This is a genomic window from Mucilaginibacter sp. (assembly GCF_028288225.1).
Classification (GTDB): Bacteria; Bacteroidota; Bacteroidia; order Sphingobacteriales; family Sphingobacteriaceae; genus Mucilaginibacter.
The window spans coordinates 1-15,908 of the sequence record NZ_JAQBOC010000012.1 but is presented as its reverse complement, the minus strand read 5'-3'; the positions used below and the strand labels follow the sequence as shown (position 1 = coordinate 15,908).

General features: G+C 39.9%; 17 protein-coding genes. 11 read left to right on the top strand and 6 right to left on the bottom strand.

Going from position 1 to position 15,908, the window contains the following annotated elements; translation table 11 throughout:
- Position 1 precedes the first annotated feature (1 nt).
- Entirely contained in the window at positions 2-226 is a 225-nt protein-coding gene (locus JWQ54_RS03055) for a hypothetical protein (protein WP_299580014.1), read from the top strand.
- A complete protein-coding gene (locus JWQ54_RS03050; RefSeq protein ID WP_299580010.1) occupies positions 227-721 on the top strand; it encodes a phytanoyl-CoA dioxygenase family protein in 495 nt (164 codons plus the stop codon).
- A gap of 8 nt (positions 722-729) precedes the next feature.
- Here JWQ54_RS03050 and JWQ54_RS03045 read toward each other — a convergent pair whose 3' ends face one another.
- Positions 730-1,650, bottom strand: coding sequence for an alpha/beta hydrolase (locus JWQ54_RS03045; protein ID WP_299580006.1), 921 nt, complete (start codon positions 1,648-1,650; stop codon positions 730-732).
- A 91-nt stretch (positions 1,651-1,741) separates the two neighbouring features.
- Here JWQ54_RS03045 and JWQ54_RS03040 point away from each other — a divergent pair, with 91 nt between their 5' ends.
- From JWQ54_RS03040 to iscX, 3 genes are all read left to right on the top strand, one after another.
- Positions 1,742-2,524, top strand: a complete 783-nt coding sequence (locus JWQ54_RS03040; RefSeq protein ID WP_299580003.1) for a Rossmann-like and DUF2520 domain-containing protein — start codon at positions 1,742-1,744, stop codon at positions 2,522-2,524.
- A 19-nt stretch (positions 2,525-2,543) separates the two neighbouring features.
- Positions 2,544-2,876 carry a 2Fe-2S iron-sulfur cluster-binding protein gene (locus JWQ54_RS03035; RefSeq protein ID WP_299580000.1) on the top strand — a complete coding sequence of 111 codons (333 nt, stop codon included), beginning with the start codon at positions 2,544-2,546 and terminating at the stop codon, positions 2,874-2,876.
- A gap of 84 nt (positions 2,877-2,960) precedes the next feature.
- Entirely contained in the window at positions 2,961-3,203 is a 243-nt protein-coding gene (gene iscX, locus JWQ54_RS03030; RefSeq protein ID WP_299579997.1) for a Fe-S cluster assembly protein IscX, read from the top strand.
- Between the two features lie 21 nt (positions 3,204-3,224).
- On the opposite strand, the gene JWQ54_RS03025 is transcribed toward iscX, so the two are convergent.
- Positions 3,225-4,814, bottom strand: coding sequence for an FAD-dependent oxidoreductase (locus JWQ54_RS03025; RefSeq protein ID WP_299579994.1), 1,590 nt, complete (start codon positions 4,812-4,814; stop codon positions 3,225-3,227).
- A 636-nt stretch (positions 4,815-5,450) separates the two neighbouring features.
- Here JWQ54_RS03025 and JWQ54_RS03020 point away from each other — a divergent pair.
- A complete protein-coding gene (locus JWQ54_RS03020; protein ID WP_299579991.1) occupies positions 5,451-5,972 on the top strand; it encodes an HAD family hydrolase in 522 nt (173 codons plus the stop codon).
- Between the two features lie 104 nt (positions 5,973-6,076).
- The gene (locus JWQ54_RS03015; protein ID WP_299579988.1) at positions 6,077-6,637 is read left to right on the top strand and encodes a Maf family nucleotide pyrophosphatase; all 561 of its coding nucleotides are present in this window, start codon (positions 6,077-6,079) and stop codon (positions 6,635-6,637) included.
- Between the two features lie 93 nt (positions 6,638-6,730).
- Here JWQ54_RS03015 and JWQ54_RS03010 read toward each other — a convergent pair whose 3' ends face one another.
- Positions 6,731-8,731: a M1 family metallopeptidase gene (locus tag JWQ54_RS03010; RefSeq protein WP_299579985.1), complete on the bottom strand. Its 2,001-nt coding sequence runs from the start codon at positions 8,729-8,731 to the stop codon at positions 6,731-6,733.
- Between the two features lie 120 nt (positions 8,732-8,851).
- Here JWQ54_RS03010 and JWQ54_RS03005 point away from each other — a divergent pair, with 120 nt between their 5' ends.
- From JWQ54_RS03005 to JWQ54_RS02995, 3 genes are read left to right on the top strand one after another with little or no spacing between them, the layout of a single operon-like run.
- Positions 8,852-9,601: a prolipoprotein diacylglyceryl transferase gene (locus JWQ54_RS03005; protein WP_299579982.1), complete on the top strand. Its 750-nt coding sequence runs from the start codon at positions 8,852-8,854 to the stop codon at positions 9,599-9,601.
- Positions 9,594-10,991, top strand: a complete 1,398-nt coding sequence (locus tag JWQ54_RS03000; RefSeq protein ID WP_299579979.1) for a radical SAM protein — start codon at positions 9,594-9,596, stop codon at positions 10,989-10,991. The genes JWQ54_RS03005 and JWQ54_RS03000 overlap by 8 nt, the downstream gene beginning before the upstream one ends.
- A complete protein-coding gene (locus tag JWQ54_RS02995) occupies positions 10,988-11,296 on the top strand; it encodes a hypothetical protein (RefSeq protein WP_299579976.1) in 309 nt (102 codons plus the stop codon). The genes JWQ54_RS03000 and JWQ54_RS02995 overlap by 4 nt, the downstream gene beginning before the upstream one ends.
- Here JWQ54_RS02995 and JWQ54_RS02990 read toward each other — a convergent pair.
- The 3 genes from JWQ54_RS02990 to JWQ54_RS02980 form a co-directional block, all read right to left on the bottom strand.
- On the bottom strand, positions 11,293-12,222 hold the full coding sequence (locus JWQ54_RS02990; protein WP_299579973.1) for an exopolyphosphatase: 930 nt from the start codon (positions 12,220-12,222) through the stop codon (positions 11,293-11,295). The two genes, JWQ54_RS02995 and JWQ54_RS02990, sit on opposite strands and share 4 nt — an antisense overlap.
- A gap of 71 nt (positions 12,223-12,293) precedes the next feature.
- Positions 12,294-13,544 carry an ABC transporter permease gene (locus tag JWQ54_RS02985; RefSeq protein ID WP_299579970.1) on the bottom strand — a complete coding sequence of 417 codons (1,251 nt, stop codon included), beginning with the start codon at positions 13,542-13,544 and terminating at the stop codon, positions 12,294-12,296.
- A gap of 3 nt (positions 13,545-13,547) precedes the next feature.
- Positions 13,548-14,456 (bottom strand): ABC transporter ATP-binding protein, encoded by a 909-nt coding sequence (locus tag JWQ54_RS02980; RefSeq protein ID WP_299579967.1) that lies wholly within the window; start codon positions 14,454-14,456, stop codon positions 13,548-13,550.
- Between the two features lie 156 nt (positions 14,457-14,612).
- Here JWQ54_RS02980 and JWQ54_RS02975 point away from each other — a divergent pair, with 156 nt between their 5' ends.
- Positions 14,613-15,641, top strand: a complete 1,029-nt coding sequence (locus JWQ54_RS02975) for a nucleoside hydrolase (RefSeq protein ID WP_299579965.1) — start codon at positions 14,613-14,615, stop codon at positions 15,639-15,641.
- Positions 15,642-15,908 lie beyond the last annotated feature (267 nt).

The window sequence follows — 15,908 nt, the reverse complement described above, 5'->3', positions numbered from 1 at the left end:
AATGGAGCATTTATTAAATCACCATGAAAGTATTGAATTAAATGGATTTGCCATTTTAGAAGATATTTACAATGCTGATGAAATAGATGAAATTATTAACGCAATTAACAGTAGTGTTCAATCAGATCCAACTTTTCGTAAAACGGATGACCTTTTTGCAATCAGGCAGTTTTTAAAAGGCGTGCCGGAAGTTAAGAAACTAATCTTTAATGATAAATTAAGATAGGTGATCCGCAATTTATTTGGAGAACAATATTTCGTTGTTAAATCCATCTATTTTGATAAACCCGAAAAATCAAACTGGTTTGTAGCCTGGCACCAGGATCTTACTATTTCAGTAGACAGAAAAATTGAACTTTTAGGATATGGCTCCTGGACTATAAAACTGAACCAGTTTGCTGTACAGCCTCCCATTGAAATATTACAGGATAATTTCACGATCAGGATTCACCTTGACGATACTGATGCAGGTAACGGCGCCTTGAAAGTGATCCCCGGCTCTCATCTTAAAAACATTTGCCGGGTGGACAGCCTGGATTGGGAAAATGAAACCGAAACTACCTGTAAAGTAAATGCAGGCGGTGTTATGATAATGCGCCCTTTGTTGCTGCATGCGTCAAACCGTACTACTGTAAATAAAAAACGGAGAGTGGTGCATATTGAGTTTAGCAAAACAGAACTGCCTGTGCCAATATGCTGGGCCGAAATGGAAAGGGTGTAAAAAATCTCCTATTTCTTCAAAAACTCCGCAATCTTAGTATTAACCTTATCGGCCTGTTCAATATATGGCAAATGCCCGGCATCATCCACGGGGAAGAAATCAACTTTTAATACACTTCGGATAGAATCACTAAAGGCAAATGGCACGGTATGGTCTTCTTTACCCCATATCAGCAATACCTGTTTGTGTGTGCTGTTGAGGCAAGTATTAGCTGCCCTGCCATTGTAATTATAATTGTACATGGTTGAGATCAATGCATTCCTGAAGCCTTTATACTGCATTTGGGGGCGATATTTATTAACCCATTCCGGATGCCTAGCCGGGTATTTAAAATCAGCTAATTGCCCGGTGGCGCGTTCATCGCCATGGGTAGCTTCATAATAATCCGTATAGAGTTTTGGTGCAGAAGGGGCCTCAGATGGGTAAGCCGGATCAATTAATATTACTTTATTGACCAGTTCGGGGTGTTTGCAGGTAAAACTGGTAACAACTTTTCCTCCATGCGATACCCCTGCTAAATCAACAGGGACCTTTAAGTGGAGTTGTTTGATAAGATCGAATAGTTGAGTCAGATACAGGTCTTCGTTATAAACTACATCAGGCCTGTCAGAATATCCGCGGCCAAACTGATCATATCGTAAAACCCTGAAACCTTGTTTAACCAGGTATTCATAAGTGCCATCCCAAATAAAATAAGGCACACTAAAACCATGTACCAATATTACTACTTTACCGGTGTCAGGCCCTTCTATCTGATAATGTGTAACTCCCTGACTTAGTTTAACATATTGGCCGGGTGTGCCTTTTCTATCAGCATCAGTCAGCACCTTTTTTTCTTTGTCGCTACCCTTGTATATAATCACTAAGTAAATACTTGCAATGACCGCTAAAAATAAGATGGTAGTAAAGATGACTTTAAGTAATTTCATGCCCTGTATGATAAGAGGAGATCAAGCTTTTTTTTGAAAACTAAAATAGAGGAAATATTTGTGTTATTATCATGCTTAAAGTAATATAACTATGCGCATCACAATAATAGGTTCAGGAAATGTGGCTACGCACCTTGCAGCAGCTTTTAAAAATGCAGGACACCGCATAGCGCAGGTTTATAGCAGGGACATGCATAATGCATCGCTATTGGCGTATCACGTAGGTGCGGAAGCCATTGATGATTTAGATCAGATAAATCCCGAAACTGACATTTTTATTATTTCGGTTAAAGACGATGTTATTAAATCTATTGCAGAAGCACTAACCAAACATGGAAAATTAATTGTACATACATCGGGTGCAACTGATCTACAGGCAATATCAGCTTTTACCAACAATGCCGGTGTTTTTTATCCGCTGCAAACCTTGAGTAAAAATAAAGAAGTGGATTTTTTTACTGTACCCCTTTGTATAGAGGGGGCAGATGATAATATAACCAGGCAGCTTGTTGAGCTTGCTCAAACCGTAAGTAATAATGTTTACAGGGTAAATTCAGAACAGCGTAAAATATTGCACCTTGCCGCTGTTTTTGCCTGTAACTTCCCTAATTACCTTTACAACATTGCACAACAACTATTGGCAGAACATGATATGGGTTTCGAAATGCTTCGCCCATTAATTTTAGAAACTGCTCAAAAGGTGCAAACTCACCTGCCTGCAGAGGTACAAACCGGACCGGCCGTCCGTAACGATGAAAATACAATGGCAGCGCACCTGCAAATGCTTAATAATGAACCGGATTTAAAAGCGATTTACAGCTTATTAAGTCAGGAGATTATCAAAAACAACAATGCCGGGCACGGGCACGGGTAATTTTGTTACTTTTGCTGAAATGAACATTTTTAAAGTTAAGATAAGCTTTGAGGAAAAGGGTATGGAGAGTGTTGAACTACCCATCGCTGAAGGTGAATCTGTATTAGACATTTGCCTGGAAAATGGCATTGAGCTTCAGCATAATTGCGGTGGAGTATGCGGATGCAGCACTTGCCAGGTATACGTAAACAGAGGAATGGATAATATCCAGGAAATTTCTGATAAGGAAGAGGATTTTATCGACAGGGCAGTTAATCCGCGAATTAACTCGCGTTTGGGTTGCCAGTGTGTTGTAATTGACGGTGATATTGAAATAACAATGCCTGATCAAAACCAATTCTTAGGCCATTAACCGGGATTACACCGATTATTGGGAGATTACACTGATAGGAAAAATTACACCGAATTAAACTAAATAAGTTTTAATATTCAACAAATGACAGACGACAAGTTCAGCCTACCCATTCACTGGAACGATCATGAAGATATTGCAATAGAGCTTTATGAGAAATTTGGTGATGATTTTGGAGAATCAAAAATATACCGGATCCGTTTTACTGACCTTTTAGAATGGGTGCTAACGCTCCCTAATTTTGCTGGTAAACGCGAAGAGTCAAACGAAGGGCACCTGGAGCAGATCCAGTCTGCGTGGGTTTATGAGTGGCGGGATAACCAATAAGAAAAAGCTAAGGCTTTTATATTATTGAGTGACAATGAACTGATGATCATTAATTAGCTGTTTTCTTAACTTACTATAATTTACGCTTTGTATATCGCAGCTATCATTGATAGCTAAAACAGCAGCTGCTGCTGCTGACTGGCCCATTATCATATAGGTAGGCTCAGTTCTAAGAGAGCAAAATGCAGAATGGGATGCTGATACACATACAGAAACTGCAAGGTTAGTACATTCAGATTGTTTAGGGACCAACGCCCTGTAACTAATGCCATAGCCCCGGTTAGCATCAAGGTACATTTGCCCTTCGCCTTCAATAAAACCGGATGCGTTTATCCTGTATTGGGCTAAATGTGAGTCAATAGGATAAGATCCTAACCCAATTGGGTCATTTACCTGTCCCTTATTTAAAATATAATTATCGGTTATAACATAATCAGAGATCATTCTTCGCCCTTCTCTTACATATAATTGAGTGGGCCAGCCATTGTTTTGTATAAACTCGTCTTTGGGCAGTCCAAATGTTTTGTAAAATTTTTGAATTGGAAGTGGAATGCGGGGATCGTTTTGGATTAGCCAGATCAATCCTCTTTCGTAATTTTCAATCTTCTTTTTAATCGAATCTCTTTTAGTGTAATTCCCTTCCGGATAGGATGAATTCATTCCAACATAGTCAGTAGAAAAATAGTCGGCGCTGTTTACATCAAGTTTGTTGTTTTTTGTCCAATGCCACCCTAAAAATACCTTGTATTTTTGTTTGATCATTCTGAACATAATCTCATAGTCATTCATGTTCAGGTCAGCCGGTTTAGTAATAGGTATTATATTATTAGGATCGTTGGTGAGGCAAATTCTATAATTATAAGCCATTATCAGGTTATCTGAACTTCCCGGTTCAGTGGCTTGCAAAGCATTTATTCTTGGTATTAAACCGCTTTGCGGGTCATTGTCTATTAAATAGGGGCTAACCTTTACCGGAAAGGTCATTGCAGGCTGAACACCATTCTTACTCTCAGAATATTTACTATTAGCCTCACGACCGACAGTATACGAAACGCCAGCCTTAGCTAACAGGTCACCTTCGTATGATGCGTCAATGTATTCTTGTGCAGCGAATATTTCTCCCGACTCCATTTGTAAGTAAAATATCTTTTTACTCACAGCGTTTTTATTTACGCCCTTTTCCAAGTCTAATCGTTCACTGTAATATACTTTAATATTAGGATAAGAGTTTAAATATTCACTAAAAACTTGTAATGCTACTTTAGGCTCATAGGTATAGGAAGGTACAGGTTCTGAATATACTGCGGCAACTTTTAAAAAAAATTCTTTGGCTAATCCACCAACGCTGGGTGCTATAATATCAGCCTTTGAAAGCCCGCCGCTTGTCATCCCTCCAATATATTGATCTGTTGAGATTAAAATTACATTTTTACCCGATTTTGCTGCTTCAACAGCGGCAATAATCCCTGAAGATGTAGCCCCATAAATAAGAATATCAGAACTTATTGCTGCCGGGGTTAGGGATGGTTGCGACGGTTGCGATGGTGGTTGCGATGGCACAATTTCATTCTTATGTGGTTTGTGGCAGCCCGCCATAATTAATAATAACACAAAACATGGATTTCTTAGCTTAAAAAAATAGCTGGAAATTTTTTGCGGGGCGGTTCGCATGGTATTATTAAACACTGATAATTAGGGGTGTAAGTTTATTGCAAAGATGCAAATTTTGAGTTTAATTTTAGTTATAAAAACATATTGCCTCCTTAAAGGCTGCAGAAAATTTAGCCTTATTGATTGTGTTAATATTTTATTTAAATATTAATGAATATCAGTACTTATTCCTGTTGAAGGCAGGGAGGGCTGCGATGGCACAATTTCATTTTTATAGGATTTGTGGCACCCGGTCATAACTATCAACTGTAATAGGATAGAACACGACTTTTTACCTTGAAAAAATGAGCTATAGCTATTTTTTTCTTGTTAAAAAGAAATTTTTAAGCACGGGAAATAGGGGTATTAATATTTTGAATTAAATTCTATGCTAAAAGATTCTATCAAACGGTTTGAATTTTGTTTAATTATCCAAATAATATTAGAATGAGATTAGAGTTTTTTTGTTGAATTATAATTTCAGGAAAAGGAAAAAAACTTTAAGTTGTATTACTTTATTGATTAACCTTCTACGGATTAAATAACATTGTTAAGTTTGTCTGCCAGATAGTTTTAATAAAAAATAGCAATATACAAGTGGAATCATTTTTAAATAAGCTTAAAGAAATAACAACTTTTGTTTTTGATGTAGACGGTGTATTAACCGATGGATCTGTTTTTGTATCCGACGAAGGGCTGCAAAGCCGGGCCTTTAATATAAAGGATGGTTATGCATTGCAACTTGCTGTTAAATGCGGTTACAATGTTTGCTCCGTTTCGGGAAGCCGCTCAAAAAGTGCAGTGCACCGTTTAAACAGTTTGGGTATTAAGGATGTATATATGGGGATCCATACAAAAATTACCAAGCTCAAGATCTACCTTGAAGAAAAAAGCATTAGTCCCGAAAATGTATTGTACATGGGCGATGATATTCCCGACCTTGAAGTAATGAAATACGTAGGCCTGCCGGTTTGCCCCGCGGATGCTGTTGAAGAAATAAAAGCCATAAGCAAATATGTTTCGCCAATTAGCGGCGGTAAAGGATGCGCCCGCGATGTAATTGAAAAAGTGCTTAAAATACAAGATAAGTGGATGACAGAAGTTGCGTATAGCTGGTAGAGGAGGAAGTCCATGGTTGATGGTCCATAGACCATAGCCAATTCAGAGTAAGCATTAAACCAATAATTACCATAGACTATGGTCTATGGACTATCAGCCAAATAATGAACTACAAAATCATTCTCGCATCCAAATCCCCACGCCGCCAGGAACTGTTAACGCTGATGGATATAGATTTTCGTATAGTGCTGAAAGAGGTCGATGAGTCATATCCGGAAAATTTAACGCCTGAAGAAGTTGCGGTTTATATCGCCACAAAAAAAGCAAAAGCATTTGATGAAACGGTAAATGACGAAATTGTGCTAACAGCCGATACGATAGTTTGTATTGACGATCAGATATTAGGTAAACCCGAAAATGCTGCCCATGCTATTGAAATGCTGCAATTGCTATCAGGCAGAATGCATAGGGTTATAACCGGTGTATGCTTGTTATATAAACACCGGTACCATAGCTTTTATGATGTATCGGAAGTTTATTTCAGTAAGCTTTCTGATAATGAGATTACTGCCTATGTAAACAAATGCCAGCCTTTTGATAAAGCGGGTTCATACGGCATACAGGAGCGCATTGGTTTAATTGGTATTGAAAGGATAAACGGCTCTTATACCAACGTGGTTGGATTGCCTACTGAGAAATTGTATAGAGAATTGATGAAATTGTAGAGACGCCCCGACAACTCGGGGCGTCTCTGAATAAGTTATTGCGTGAATAAATGCCGCATTTAGATGCGAAGCATCGCGTCTCTGCACATATTTCTATTTTACGTTTAATGTATTGTTCTTCCTGTTAACATCCGGCAACGCATTGTCAGGATCAACGGTTACACTTTCAACTTCGGTACTCGTAGGGATGGTAAAAGTTATAGCCCGGTTTTGCAGCCATGTTTCTACCGGGAAATAGGTGCGTTGTTTTGTGCCATCCTTTAGTTTAACCTCTACAGTAAACGGCATGGCCATTTGTTCCTTATTGGCAACGGTTATTTGGATTCCTTTTTTCGGGTCTTTGTCGGCATACTTTGCATCTATCAAGGCAATGTCAAGCGGCCAATTGTTATAGAACCAGCTCTTCCAGAACCAGGAAAGGTCTTCGCCGGCGCCATTCTCCATCGTCCTGAAAAAATCGTCAGGCTGCGGATGTTTATATGCCCATTTGGCAATGTAGTTTTTAAAAGCATAATCAAACCTGTTGTGCCCCAAAATTTGCTCACGCAGCAGCACCAAACCAAATGCCGGTTTAAAATAGGTTAGCGGGTGCCGGTATTTTTCGGGGATTGCATCGGCTGCCGTCATAATTGAAGGTGCGTTTGGATCCTGGATAATGGGGATGATTTCATCCGCGGGATTGCCTCCACCCGGTGCATACTCACCATCACGTTTAGGTGCATATTCACCATGGTTAAATTCATCCGATGCATAGATGTCAATAAAGGTATTAAAGCCTTCATCCATCCAGCCAAAGCGGCGCTCGTCACTGCCTACTATCATCGGGAACCAATTGTGACCAATCTCGTGTGCTGTTACCCAATACAGTTCCTTGCCTTTATCGGTAATGCCGTCAAATACAATCCCAGGGTATTCCATACCACCTGCTATCCCGGCTTCGTTAACTGCGCAGGGATAGGGGTAAACAAACCATTTTTCAGAAAAATACTCTATGGATTTTTTAAGGTATTCGGTTGCTCTTCCCCATGCTGCAAGGCCAGCACTTTCAACCGGGTAAACAGACATAGCCAGAGACTTTTTACCACCCGGCAAATTAACCCTTGCGGCATCCCATACATAAGCTTTTGACGCACCGAAAGCAACATCACGGGTATTCAGCATTTTAAAGTGCCAGGTAAGGTTGGCTTTACCGGTTGGACGTGATGAAGGATTGGTTACCTCATTCACATCCCTGATCATTATTGTTTTATCGCTGTTACGTGCAGCATCCAGTCTGCTATTCTGTTGGGCCGTAAGCACTTCCTTAGGGTTTAATAGCTCTCCGGAACCTGCAACTATCATATCAGCAGGAAGAGTGACTTTATAATCTATATCTCCGTATTCTAAATAAAACTCACCGCTACCTAAAAATGGCAGGGTATCCCATCCGCGGGTATCGTCATAAACACACATCCGCGGGAACCATTGGGCTATTTCATAGATCTTCCCGTTTTTGGTATCAACGTAATCTGTTCTGTTCCCGAAATTGCCGGGAATAACATATTTGTATTTTATAGTAATGTTTATAGCAGCGCCATTTGGAGCAAGTGCCTTTGGCAGGCGGATCTGTAGCCGGGTATCATTAACTACAAAATCTGCCTTTGTGCTTATCGCACTGTTAGTAATGGTGATGGACTCTATCTGGTAACCGTCAGTATGCTGATTGGGTCCCGGTGTAAAACCGGTTACAAAATTTGAACGCGCAGTTTTTTTATAGGTGTTTTGGTCCATTTGCAGCCACAGGAATTGTAATGCATCGGGGCTGTTATTGGTATAGGTTATCTTTTCGGTAGCGGTTAGGGTTTTGGCCGTGGTATCAATTAGGGCATCAATATTATAATTCACATGATTTTGCCAGTATTTAAGTCCCGGTTCGCCATTGGCAGCATGAATTTCGTTACCCTTTTCGCTGTAAAAAAGCGGTGAGAACAATTCAGCCGGCTGGTAGTTTGATTTTATGGTATCGTTAGTGTTATTTGCCCGGCGTCTTCTTTGCGCCTGTGAGGAAATTACCAATAGTAAAAGAATGGCAGTGCCGATAAATTTCAATTTCATGAGATGGGTCAGTTATATGCTGCAATATACAAATGATGCGGAGAAATATTATTTTGCTTTTAAAATGATAAAGGTTTTAACTGTAATAAAAGCTCGCTATATTTCTAAAAAAAAGAATCGGTGCACTTCCCCGTCAATATTCCTTTGGGCAAATCATTTTTGCCTGTTCATTTTATTTGTGAAACGCTGGCATATTTTGTTGGTTACAGGTACTATACTTATTTAAGAAAGCATAATAAAGACCAGATCAGTTCAGAGAACAGGCTGATCATATTTATCGGTGCTGCCATCGGTGCATTGTTGGGCTCACACCTGGTTGGCATATTTGAAAACCCCACGTTATTGCCGCATTTTAACCTTACCTATTTAATGGGTAATAAAACTATTGTTGGCGGGATGCTGGGCGGATTAATAGGAGTGGAGCTTACCAAAAAGAAAATTGGTGTAACTGTATCATCAGGAGATCTGATGGTTTATCCATTGATATTAGCGATGATTATTGGCCGCATAGGTTGTTTTTTAGCCGGACTGGAAGATGGTACTTACGGCGTGGCGTCAAAATTACCCTGGGCCATTGATTTTGGCGATGGGATTCGCCGTCATCCTACTAATTTGTACGAGATTATATTTTGGATAATACTATGGCTCCTATTAAAAACAGCAGAAAGAAATCGCAGGTTTGCTGATGGCGCTAAGTTTAAAATTTTTCTTTCCTCATACCTTATATTCCGTTTTGCGATTGAGTTTATCAAGCCCGATTACTTTTTTAGTTTTGGTTTATCTGCAATTCAATTGGTTTGTATTGCCGGGATGTTGTATTATTATAAAGTATTTGTTTATCCTTCAAAACTGATAAAATCCTATGCCTGAGCGCCCGTATATTTATTATGATTTTACGTTGAGTATCTGTTCAACCTGCTTAAGAAGGGTTGATGCCAAGATAGTTTTTGAGGACGATAAAGTTTACATGCTAAAAAACTGCAGGCATCACGGTTTTGAAAAGGTTTTAATAGCTACCGATATTGAATATTATAAAAACTGCCGCAATTATGCAAAGCGCAGTGAAATGCCGCTTAAGTTTAATTCTAAAACACATTTTGGCTGCCCATATGATTGTGGTTTATGCCAGGATCATGAGCAGCACTCATGCCTCACTGTTGTTGAGGTTACCGATAGGTGTAATTTAAGCTGTCCAACCTGTTATGCCATGTCATCGCCAACGTATGGCCGGCACCGTACACTGGTTGAGATAGAGCAGATGCTGGATGTAATAGTTGAGAATGAGGGTCAGCCGGATGTGGTACAAATTAGCGGGGGAGAACCCACTGTTCACCCCCAATTTTTTGAGATCCTTGATATTGCCAAAACAAAGCCTATTAAGCACCTGGTGCTTAACACGAATGGCATAAGGATAGCCAAAGACGAAGCTTTTGTGCAGCGACTTGCTACCTATACGCCCGATTTTGAAATTTACTTGCAATTTGATTCTTTTAAAAAGGAAGCCTTAGAGCAATTACGTGGCGAGGATTTAAGAGAGGTGCGGCGTAAGGCTTTGGAAAACCTTAATAAATATAACCTTTCAACCACGCTTGTTGTCACTTTACAAAAGGGGCTAAATACCGATGAGATTGGTAAAATTATTGAATATGCCCTGCTACAGCCATGCGTAAGAGGGGTAACTTTCCAACCAACACAACAGGCCGGGAGGCTGGATAATTTTAATCCGTCAACAGACCGTTATACTTTAACAGAAGTGCGTTCGGCTATATTGGAGCAAACAAATATTTTTAACAAGAATGATCTGATCCCTGTTCCATGTAATCCGGATGCTTTGGTAATGGGTTACGCTTTAAAACTGGGTGGCCAGGTTTTCCCCCTTACCCGGATGATAAATCCGGATGACCTGCTCGACAATTCAAAAAACACTATTGTTTATGAGCAGGATGAAAAGTTGAAAATGCACCTGCTTAACATGTTCAGCACCGGTAATTCAGTTGATAAAGCCGGGGAACACTTAAAATCGATTATGTGCTGCTTGCCTGATATTGATGCACCCAATTTAAGCTACGATAATCTTTTCAGGGTGATAATTATGCAGTTTATTGACGCGCAAAATTTTGATGTAAGAGCAATAAAAAAATCATGCGTACATATTGTGAATAAGGACCTGCAGATCATCCCGTTTGAAACCATGAATATTTTTTACCGGGATGATAAAATTGAGTACTTAAACCAATTACGAAACGAAATTATAGTATGATGGAAGAATCCGGAGAAAACACGCCAAAAGAAGAAAAGAATCCATTTATTAAAGGAACGAAGCCAATTGGGGGAATTACAATTGTTGGCATTAACTTGCTAGTGCTGGTCTTTTACACTTTGTTACTCAAGCTAACAACGAGGGATGCAAGCTTTATTTTAGACGCATTCATACTGCTTGTCCATGTTATATATTGTTTAGGGATGGCATTGGGTAAAAGAAGCTGGATGTGGCTATTGAGTGCCGTGCTGGTTTTAGCAATTGGGTTTTCAACCTGTGTATTGATAGGAGGGTCAGTAGGCTAATCTCCCATCATCTCCGCCAAAACCCCTTCCTTTAATGAATTTGTTGACATCACTACGTTATCAATCCCCAATTTATCTATAATAAACCGGGTTAGTATGGAGGCGGTTACAATCATATCAACCCTAACCGGGATAATGCCTTTATTGCCTACACGCTGCTGATGCGATGAAAGAATGAGGCTTTCGATCGCAGCTAAAAGTTCATCCTTTTCAAAATCATAATGTTTTGTTTTTTTTAGATCGAATGAATGTCCTTTGCTTGCTTCAATAAGCCCGGCATAACTTTCAAATACACCTGATGAGCCAATGATATTTTCAATTTTATAAGTTGATGCAGCAACAAAAAGATCCGTCAGGCTATCCTGCAGGTAAAGGTTTAATGCAGTAATTGATTCGGGAGGGATTGGGTCGGTGCGGTGGAAGTTATCCATAAGGCGGGCTGCGCCAATCTCAAAGCTTTGTTTCCATTTTACCTGCTTGTTATCGCAAATAATAAACTCAACACTTCCGCCGCCTATATCCACTACCAGGCTGTTATGCCCGGACAAGCTTCCGGATGCCTTTACACCTTTATAAATATATGCTGCTTCGGCATCCCCATCAATAATTTCAATAACTATACTTGTTTGTGCTTTAACCTGGTCAATAAAATCCTGTCCGTTTGCAGCATTTCGCAATGCTGATGTTGCAATGGCCCTAACCTGCTGAACATTATTCTCTAAAATAAGCTGGTGATATCGCTGCATGCTTTTAATGCCACGTACAAATGCGGCAGGGTGTATAAAGCCTTTGTTTATGCCACCCTCGCCTAGCTTAACGGCATCCTGTTCATGAACTATTTCACTATATCCGGCACCATTACCTTCAACTATCAACAGGTGAAAGGTATTAGTGCCAAGGTCCATTACTGCCACGGGTTTATTCATGCATCTAAAATAAATAATCCCTTAAATTGTTTAAAATTTAAAGGATTAATATTTCTTTTTATTGGATTAAGCTACTCTTTATAAAAAAACCATTTTACCAGTTCCTTATAACTTGCCTTTTTGCCGTACATTAAAATACCAACGCGGTAAATACGTGCCGCTACATAAGTGGTAAACAAAAAGCCAATTATTAATAATGCCATCGATAGGTATAGCTGCCAATCAGGAACGCCAAATGGCATACGCAGCATCATAGCTACCGGCGAGGTAAAAGGGATTATAGAAAGCCACACAGCCAATGGACTATCCGGGGCCCGGAATAAAATACTTACAGACAACAAATATGTAAATAACAAGGGCATGGTAATAGGAAACATAAACTGCTGTGTTTCAGTTTCACTATCAACTGCCGAACCTACTGCCGCAAACAAAGCGCTGTAAAGCAGGTAACCCGCAAGAAAATAAAATACAAAACAGCCTAAAACTTTGCCAAAAGGAATAGTTTGCAAAACAGCCAGGGAACTCATTATACCGCCTGGTGAGGATGATAACGAATGCCCTAAAATTTTGGTTGATATAATTGATAAGATGATCCAGGCGCTAAACTGCGTTAACCCCACCAAGCCTACGCCAATTATCTTGCCAAGCATTAATTGAAATGGCTTAACCGATGAAATGATCACCTCAATTATCCTGCTGGTTTTTTCTTCAATAACCCCGCGCATAACCTGGGCGCCATAAATAAACAGCGCTAAATAGATTAAAATAGCACAGGCTATACCCACCGCAATATTTGCCCCCAGGCTAGTTTTGTTGTCCCCGGTTTCGGTTATTTCTACGGTATTTAGTGATAAGTTGCTTTTTATAGAATGTAATAAAGCGGTATCGATATGATTTTTGAGCATGCCGTTGTTTAAGGCAATATCATTCATCTGGCCTTCTATTTTTTCAGTAAGTGTGATGCCCGGTTTCTTTTTTGAGAAGATGTTTATCGCATCTTTTTTAGTATAGTCGGCGGGGACTTGAAGCGCAGAAAGATTCTCATCTTTTTTCAGGTCAGCCTTCAGGTCGGCTAATGATTGTTTTGTGGTTTCAAATTTCAGGTTTTTCTGATCCTTGAATTTTCCGGCAAACAGACCGCTTTCGTCAATCACTTTAACAACCTGTTTATCGCTTAATTCATTACTGTTTTTAGCAACTAAAGCTATTACGCCGCCCATTGCTAAAATTAAAAGAGGAACCACGAATATCATGATGATAAATGATTTTTTCCTTACCCGGGTAAAGTATTCGCGTTGTATTATGAGTAAAACTTTGTTCATGGTTTAGCGGATTAAATTTACTTGTTCAATAAAAATTTCGTTCATGCTCGGTACTACTTCCTGCAGCATGTTGATGCGTGTTTTAGGGATAAGATATTGCAGAACATCGTTTGAATTATTGGTGCCATTAAGCTTTATTTTAATGGTATGGTCATTGTCGCTCCCTGTTTTCTCTTCAATCACATCAAAAGGCTGTGTGCCGTCAAATGCTAATTGGCCGCCATTGTATTCAACCAGATAGGTTGCATTACGGTAGGAGTTGCGGATGTTTTTTACTGTTCCATCCAATATTTTATGCGATTTATGGATCAGCGCGATTGAATCGCACAACTCCTCAACTGATTCCATCCGGTGGGTTGAAAATAAAATGGTGGCTCCTTTACGGTTAAGCTCCAGGATCTCATCCTTAATTACTTCGGCATTTACCGGGTCGAAACCGCTGAAGGGTTCATCTAAAATGATCAGATCGGGCTCGTGCAATACAGTAGCCACAAACTGTGCCTTTTGTTGCATCCCTTTTGAAAGTTCTTCTATTTTCATTTTCCACCAGGTTTCCATGCCCAGTTTTTCGAACCATATTTTTAATCTATTACGTGCCTCATCTCTACTTAGACCTTTTAACCGGGCCAGGTAGATCATCTGCTCGCCGATCTCCATTTTTTTGTAGAGGCCGCGTTCTTCCGGTAGGTAACCGATCCGGTCGATATGCGATTGATTGAGTTTCTCGCCATTAAAATAAACTTCGCCGTTGTCTGGCGCGGTAATCTGATTAATGATACGAATCAACGAAGTTTTGCCGGCGCCGTTTGGCCCTAAAAGGCCAAAGATCTGCCCGCTTTTAACTTCAAGGCTTACATCACTCAACGCCCGGTGACCGGCGTATTGCTTAACAATGTTGCGGATGCTTAACATATAAAAGGATGCTATGGTTTATGATTTTGTTTAAGATACGGAATTGCTGAAAATGTTACATGAGTAAAAGTAAATGCCTATTTTTATGATGGTTTAGAGCTGGAAATACAAACCTAATCAACTCAATCTAACTTAATCAACCCAATCAACTAAAACATGAGCTATAAAAGCATAATTTTCATTTTCGTTATTTGCTGCGCGATAGGTGCTTTTTCCAGGAGTCCGGTTAACCGGGTCAATATTATTTTTGATAGTGATATGGGCCCCGATTACGACGATGTTGGTGCGATAGCCATTTTACACACCCTGGCTGATAAAGGTGAAGCCAAAATACTGGCAACTATGGCCAGTACCAATTATGAAGGTGTTGCCGGCGTTTTAAATGTGTTTAATACCTATTTTAACAGACTCGGGATCCCTGTAGGTATACCGAAAGGAACTGCCTTAAACCTTCGCGACTGGCAGCATTGGACAGATACACTACTGGTTAAATATCCACATAAAATTAAAACAAACGCCGAAGCATACGATGCTGTAAAGCTTTACCGCAAGATCTTAGCATCACAGCCCGACCATAGCGTAACCATTGTTACAGTAGGTTTTTTAACTAACCTTTCCAATTTGTTAAACACCGGGGCCGATGAATATTCATCACTTACCGGCAAGGCTCTTATTAAAAAAAAAGTGAAACTATTAGTATGCATGGCTGGTAAATTTCCGGCAGGGTCTGAATTTAATGTGATGAAGGACGCACCGGCATCAAAAAATGTATATGAAAACTGGGATCCGCCTATAATATTCAGCGGGTTTGAAATAGGCGTAAGAATTAAAGCAGGCCTACCCCTGATCCATAACAAGGCAATTCAAAACTCCCCGGTAAAAGATGCATTCCGCATCTCAATCCCAAAAGCCGCAGAAGATTCCTTAGGGCGATGCAGTTGGGATGAAACTGCTGTATTGGTAGCGATAAGGGGCTATAATCCGTTATATGATCTGCACAAAGGAAAGATCGTAGTTGCCGCAGATGGCAGCAATACCTGGGATGATAATGGGACAGGGCAGGCCTATCTTGTTGAAAAGACCGATTACAAAATAGTAGAGGATCTGATCAATAAACTAATAATGCATCAGCCTGTAAGATCATCAACAAAAGGTCAACAGGCCAGATCCGGAAGAACCAATTAACCATGAACAGAATTGCAAAGATTGAAGCGCTTAGCAGGGAAAATTGATAGGATGGAAGCTGAAATTGGCAGGGCGGAAGTGCACCTGTGAATCGGAAAACTATTTCCTGCAAGCCAAACAAAAAGCCCAAAGTCATAACAAGAGGGCACTGAAAAAGTGACACTTTAATCGGGGAGCAACTAAGCGATCAAGTAAGACGGATTTTTACTTGATCGCTTTTTTATTAGCGATGTATTTTTGAGATGATCATTTGGGGACGGCTTGGTT

What these genes read in the sequence shown, in the direction of transcription:
- JWQ54_RS03055 (WP_299580014.1), top strand. Translation starts at nt 2, where the DNA reads ATGGAGCATTTATTAAATCACCATGAAAGTATTGAATTAAATGGATTT.
- JWQ54_RS03045 (WP_299580006.1), bottom strand. Translation starts at nt 1,650, where the DNA reads ATGAAATTACTTAAAGTCATCTTTACTACCATCTTATTTTTAGCGGTC.
- JWQ54_RS03040 (WP_299580003.1), top strand. Translation starts at nt 1,742, where the DNA reads ATGCGCATCACAATAATAGGTTCAGGAAATGTGGCTACGCACCTTGCA.
- JWQ54_RS03035 (WP_299580000.1), top strand. Translation starts at nt 2,544, where the DNA reads ATGAACATTTTTAAAGTTAAGATAAGCTTTGAGGAAAAGGGTATGGAG.
- iscX (WP_299579997.1), top strand. Translation starts at nt 2,961, where the DNA reads ATGACAGACGACAAGTTCAGCCTACCCATTCACTGGAACGATCATGAA.
- JWQ54_RS03015 (WP_299579988.1), top strand. Translation starts at nt 6,077, where the DNA reads ATGAACTACAAAATCATTCTCGCATCCAAATCCCCACGCCGCCAGGAA.
- JWQ54_RS03010 (WP_299579985.1), bottom strand. Translation starts at nt 8,731, where the DNA reads ATGAAATTGAAATTTATCGGCACTGCCATTCTTTTACTATTGGTAATT.
- JWQ54_RS03000 (WP_299579979.1), top strand. Translation starts at nt 9,594, where the DNA reads ATGCCTGAGCGCCCGTATATTTATTATGATTTTACGTTGAGTATCTGT.
- JWQ54_RS02995 (WP_299579976.1), top strand. Translation starts at nt 10,988, where the DNA reads ATGATGGAAGAATCCGGAGAAAACACGCCAAAAGAAGAAAAGAATCCA.
- JWQ54_RS02990 (WP_299579973.1), bottom strand. Translation starts at nt 12,222, where the DNA reads ATGAATAAACCCGTGGCAGTAATGGACCTTGGCACTAATACCTTTCAC.
- JWQ54_RS02985 (WP_299579970.1), bottom strand. Translation starts at nt 13,544, where the DNA reads ATGAACAAAGTTTTACTCATAATACAACGCGAATACTTTACCCGGGTA.
- JWQ54_RS02980 (WP_299579967.1), bottom strand. Translation starts at nt 14,456, where the DNA reads ATGTTAAGCATCCGCAACATTGTTAAGCAATACGCCGGTCACCGGGCG.
- JWQ54_RS02975 (WP_299579965.1), top strand. Translation starts at nt 14,613, where the DNA reads ATGAGCTATAAAAGCATAATTTTCATTTTCGTTATTTGCTGCGCGATA.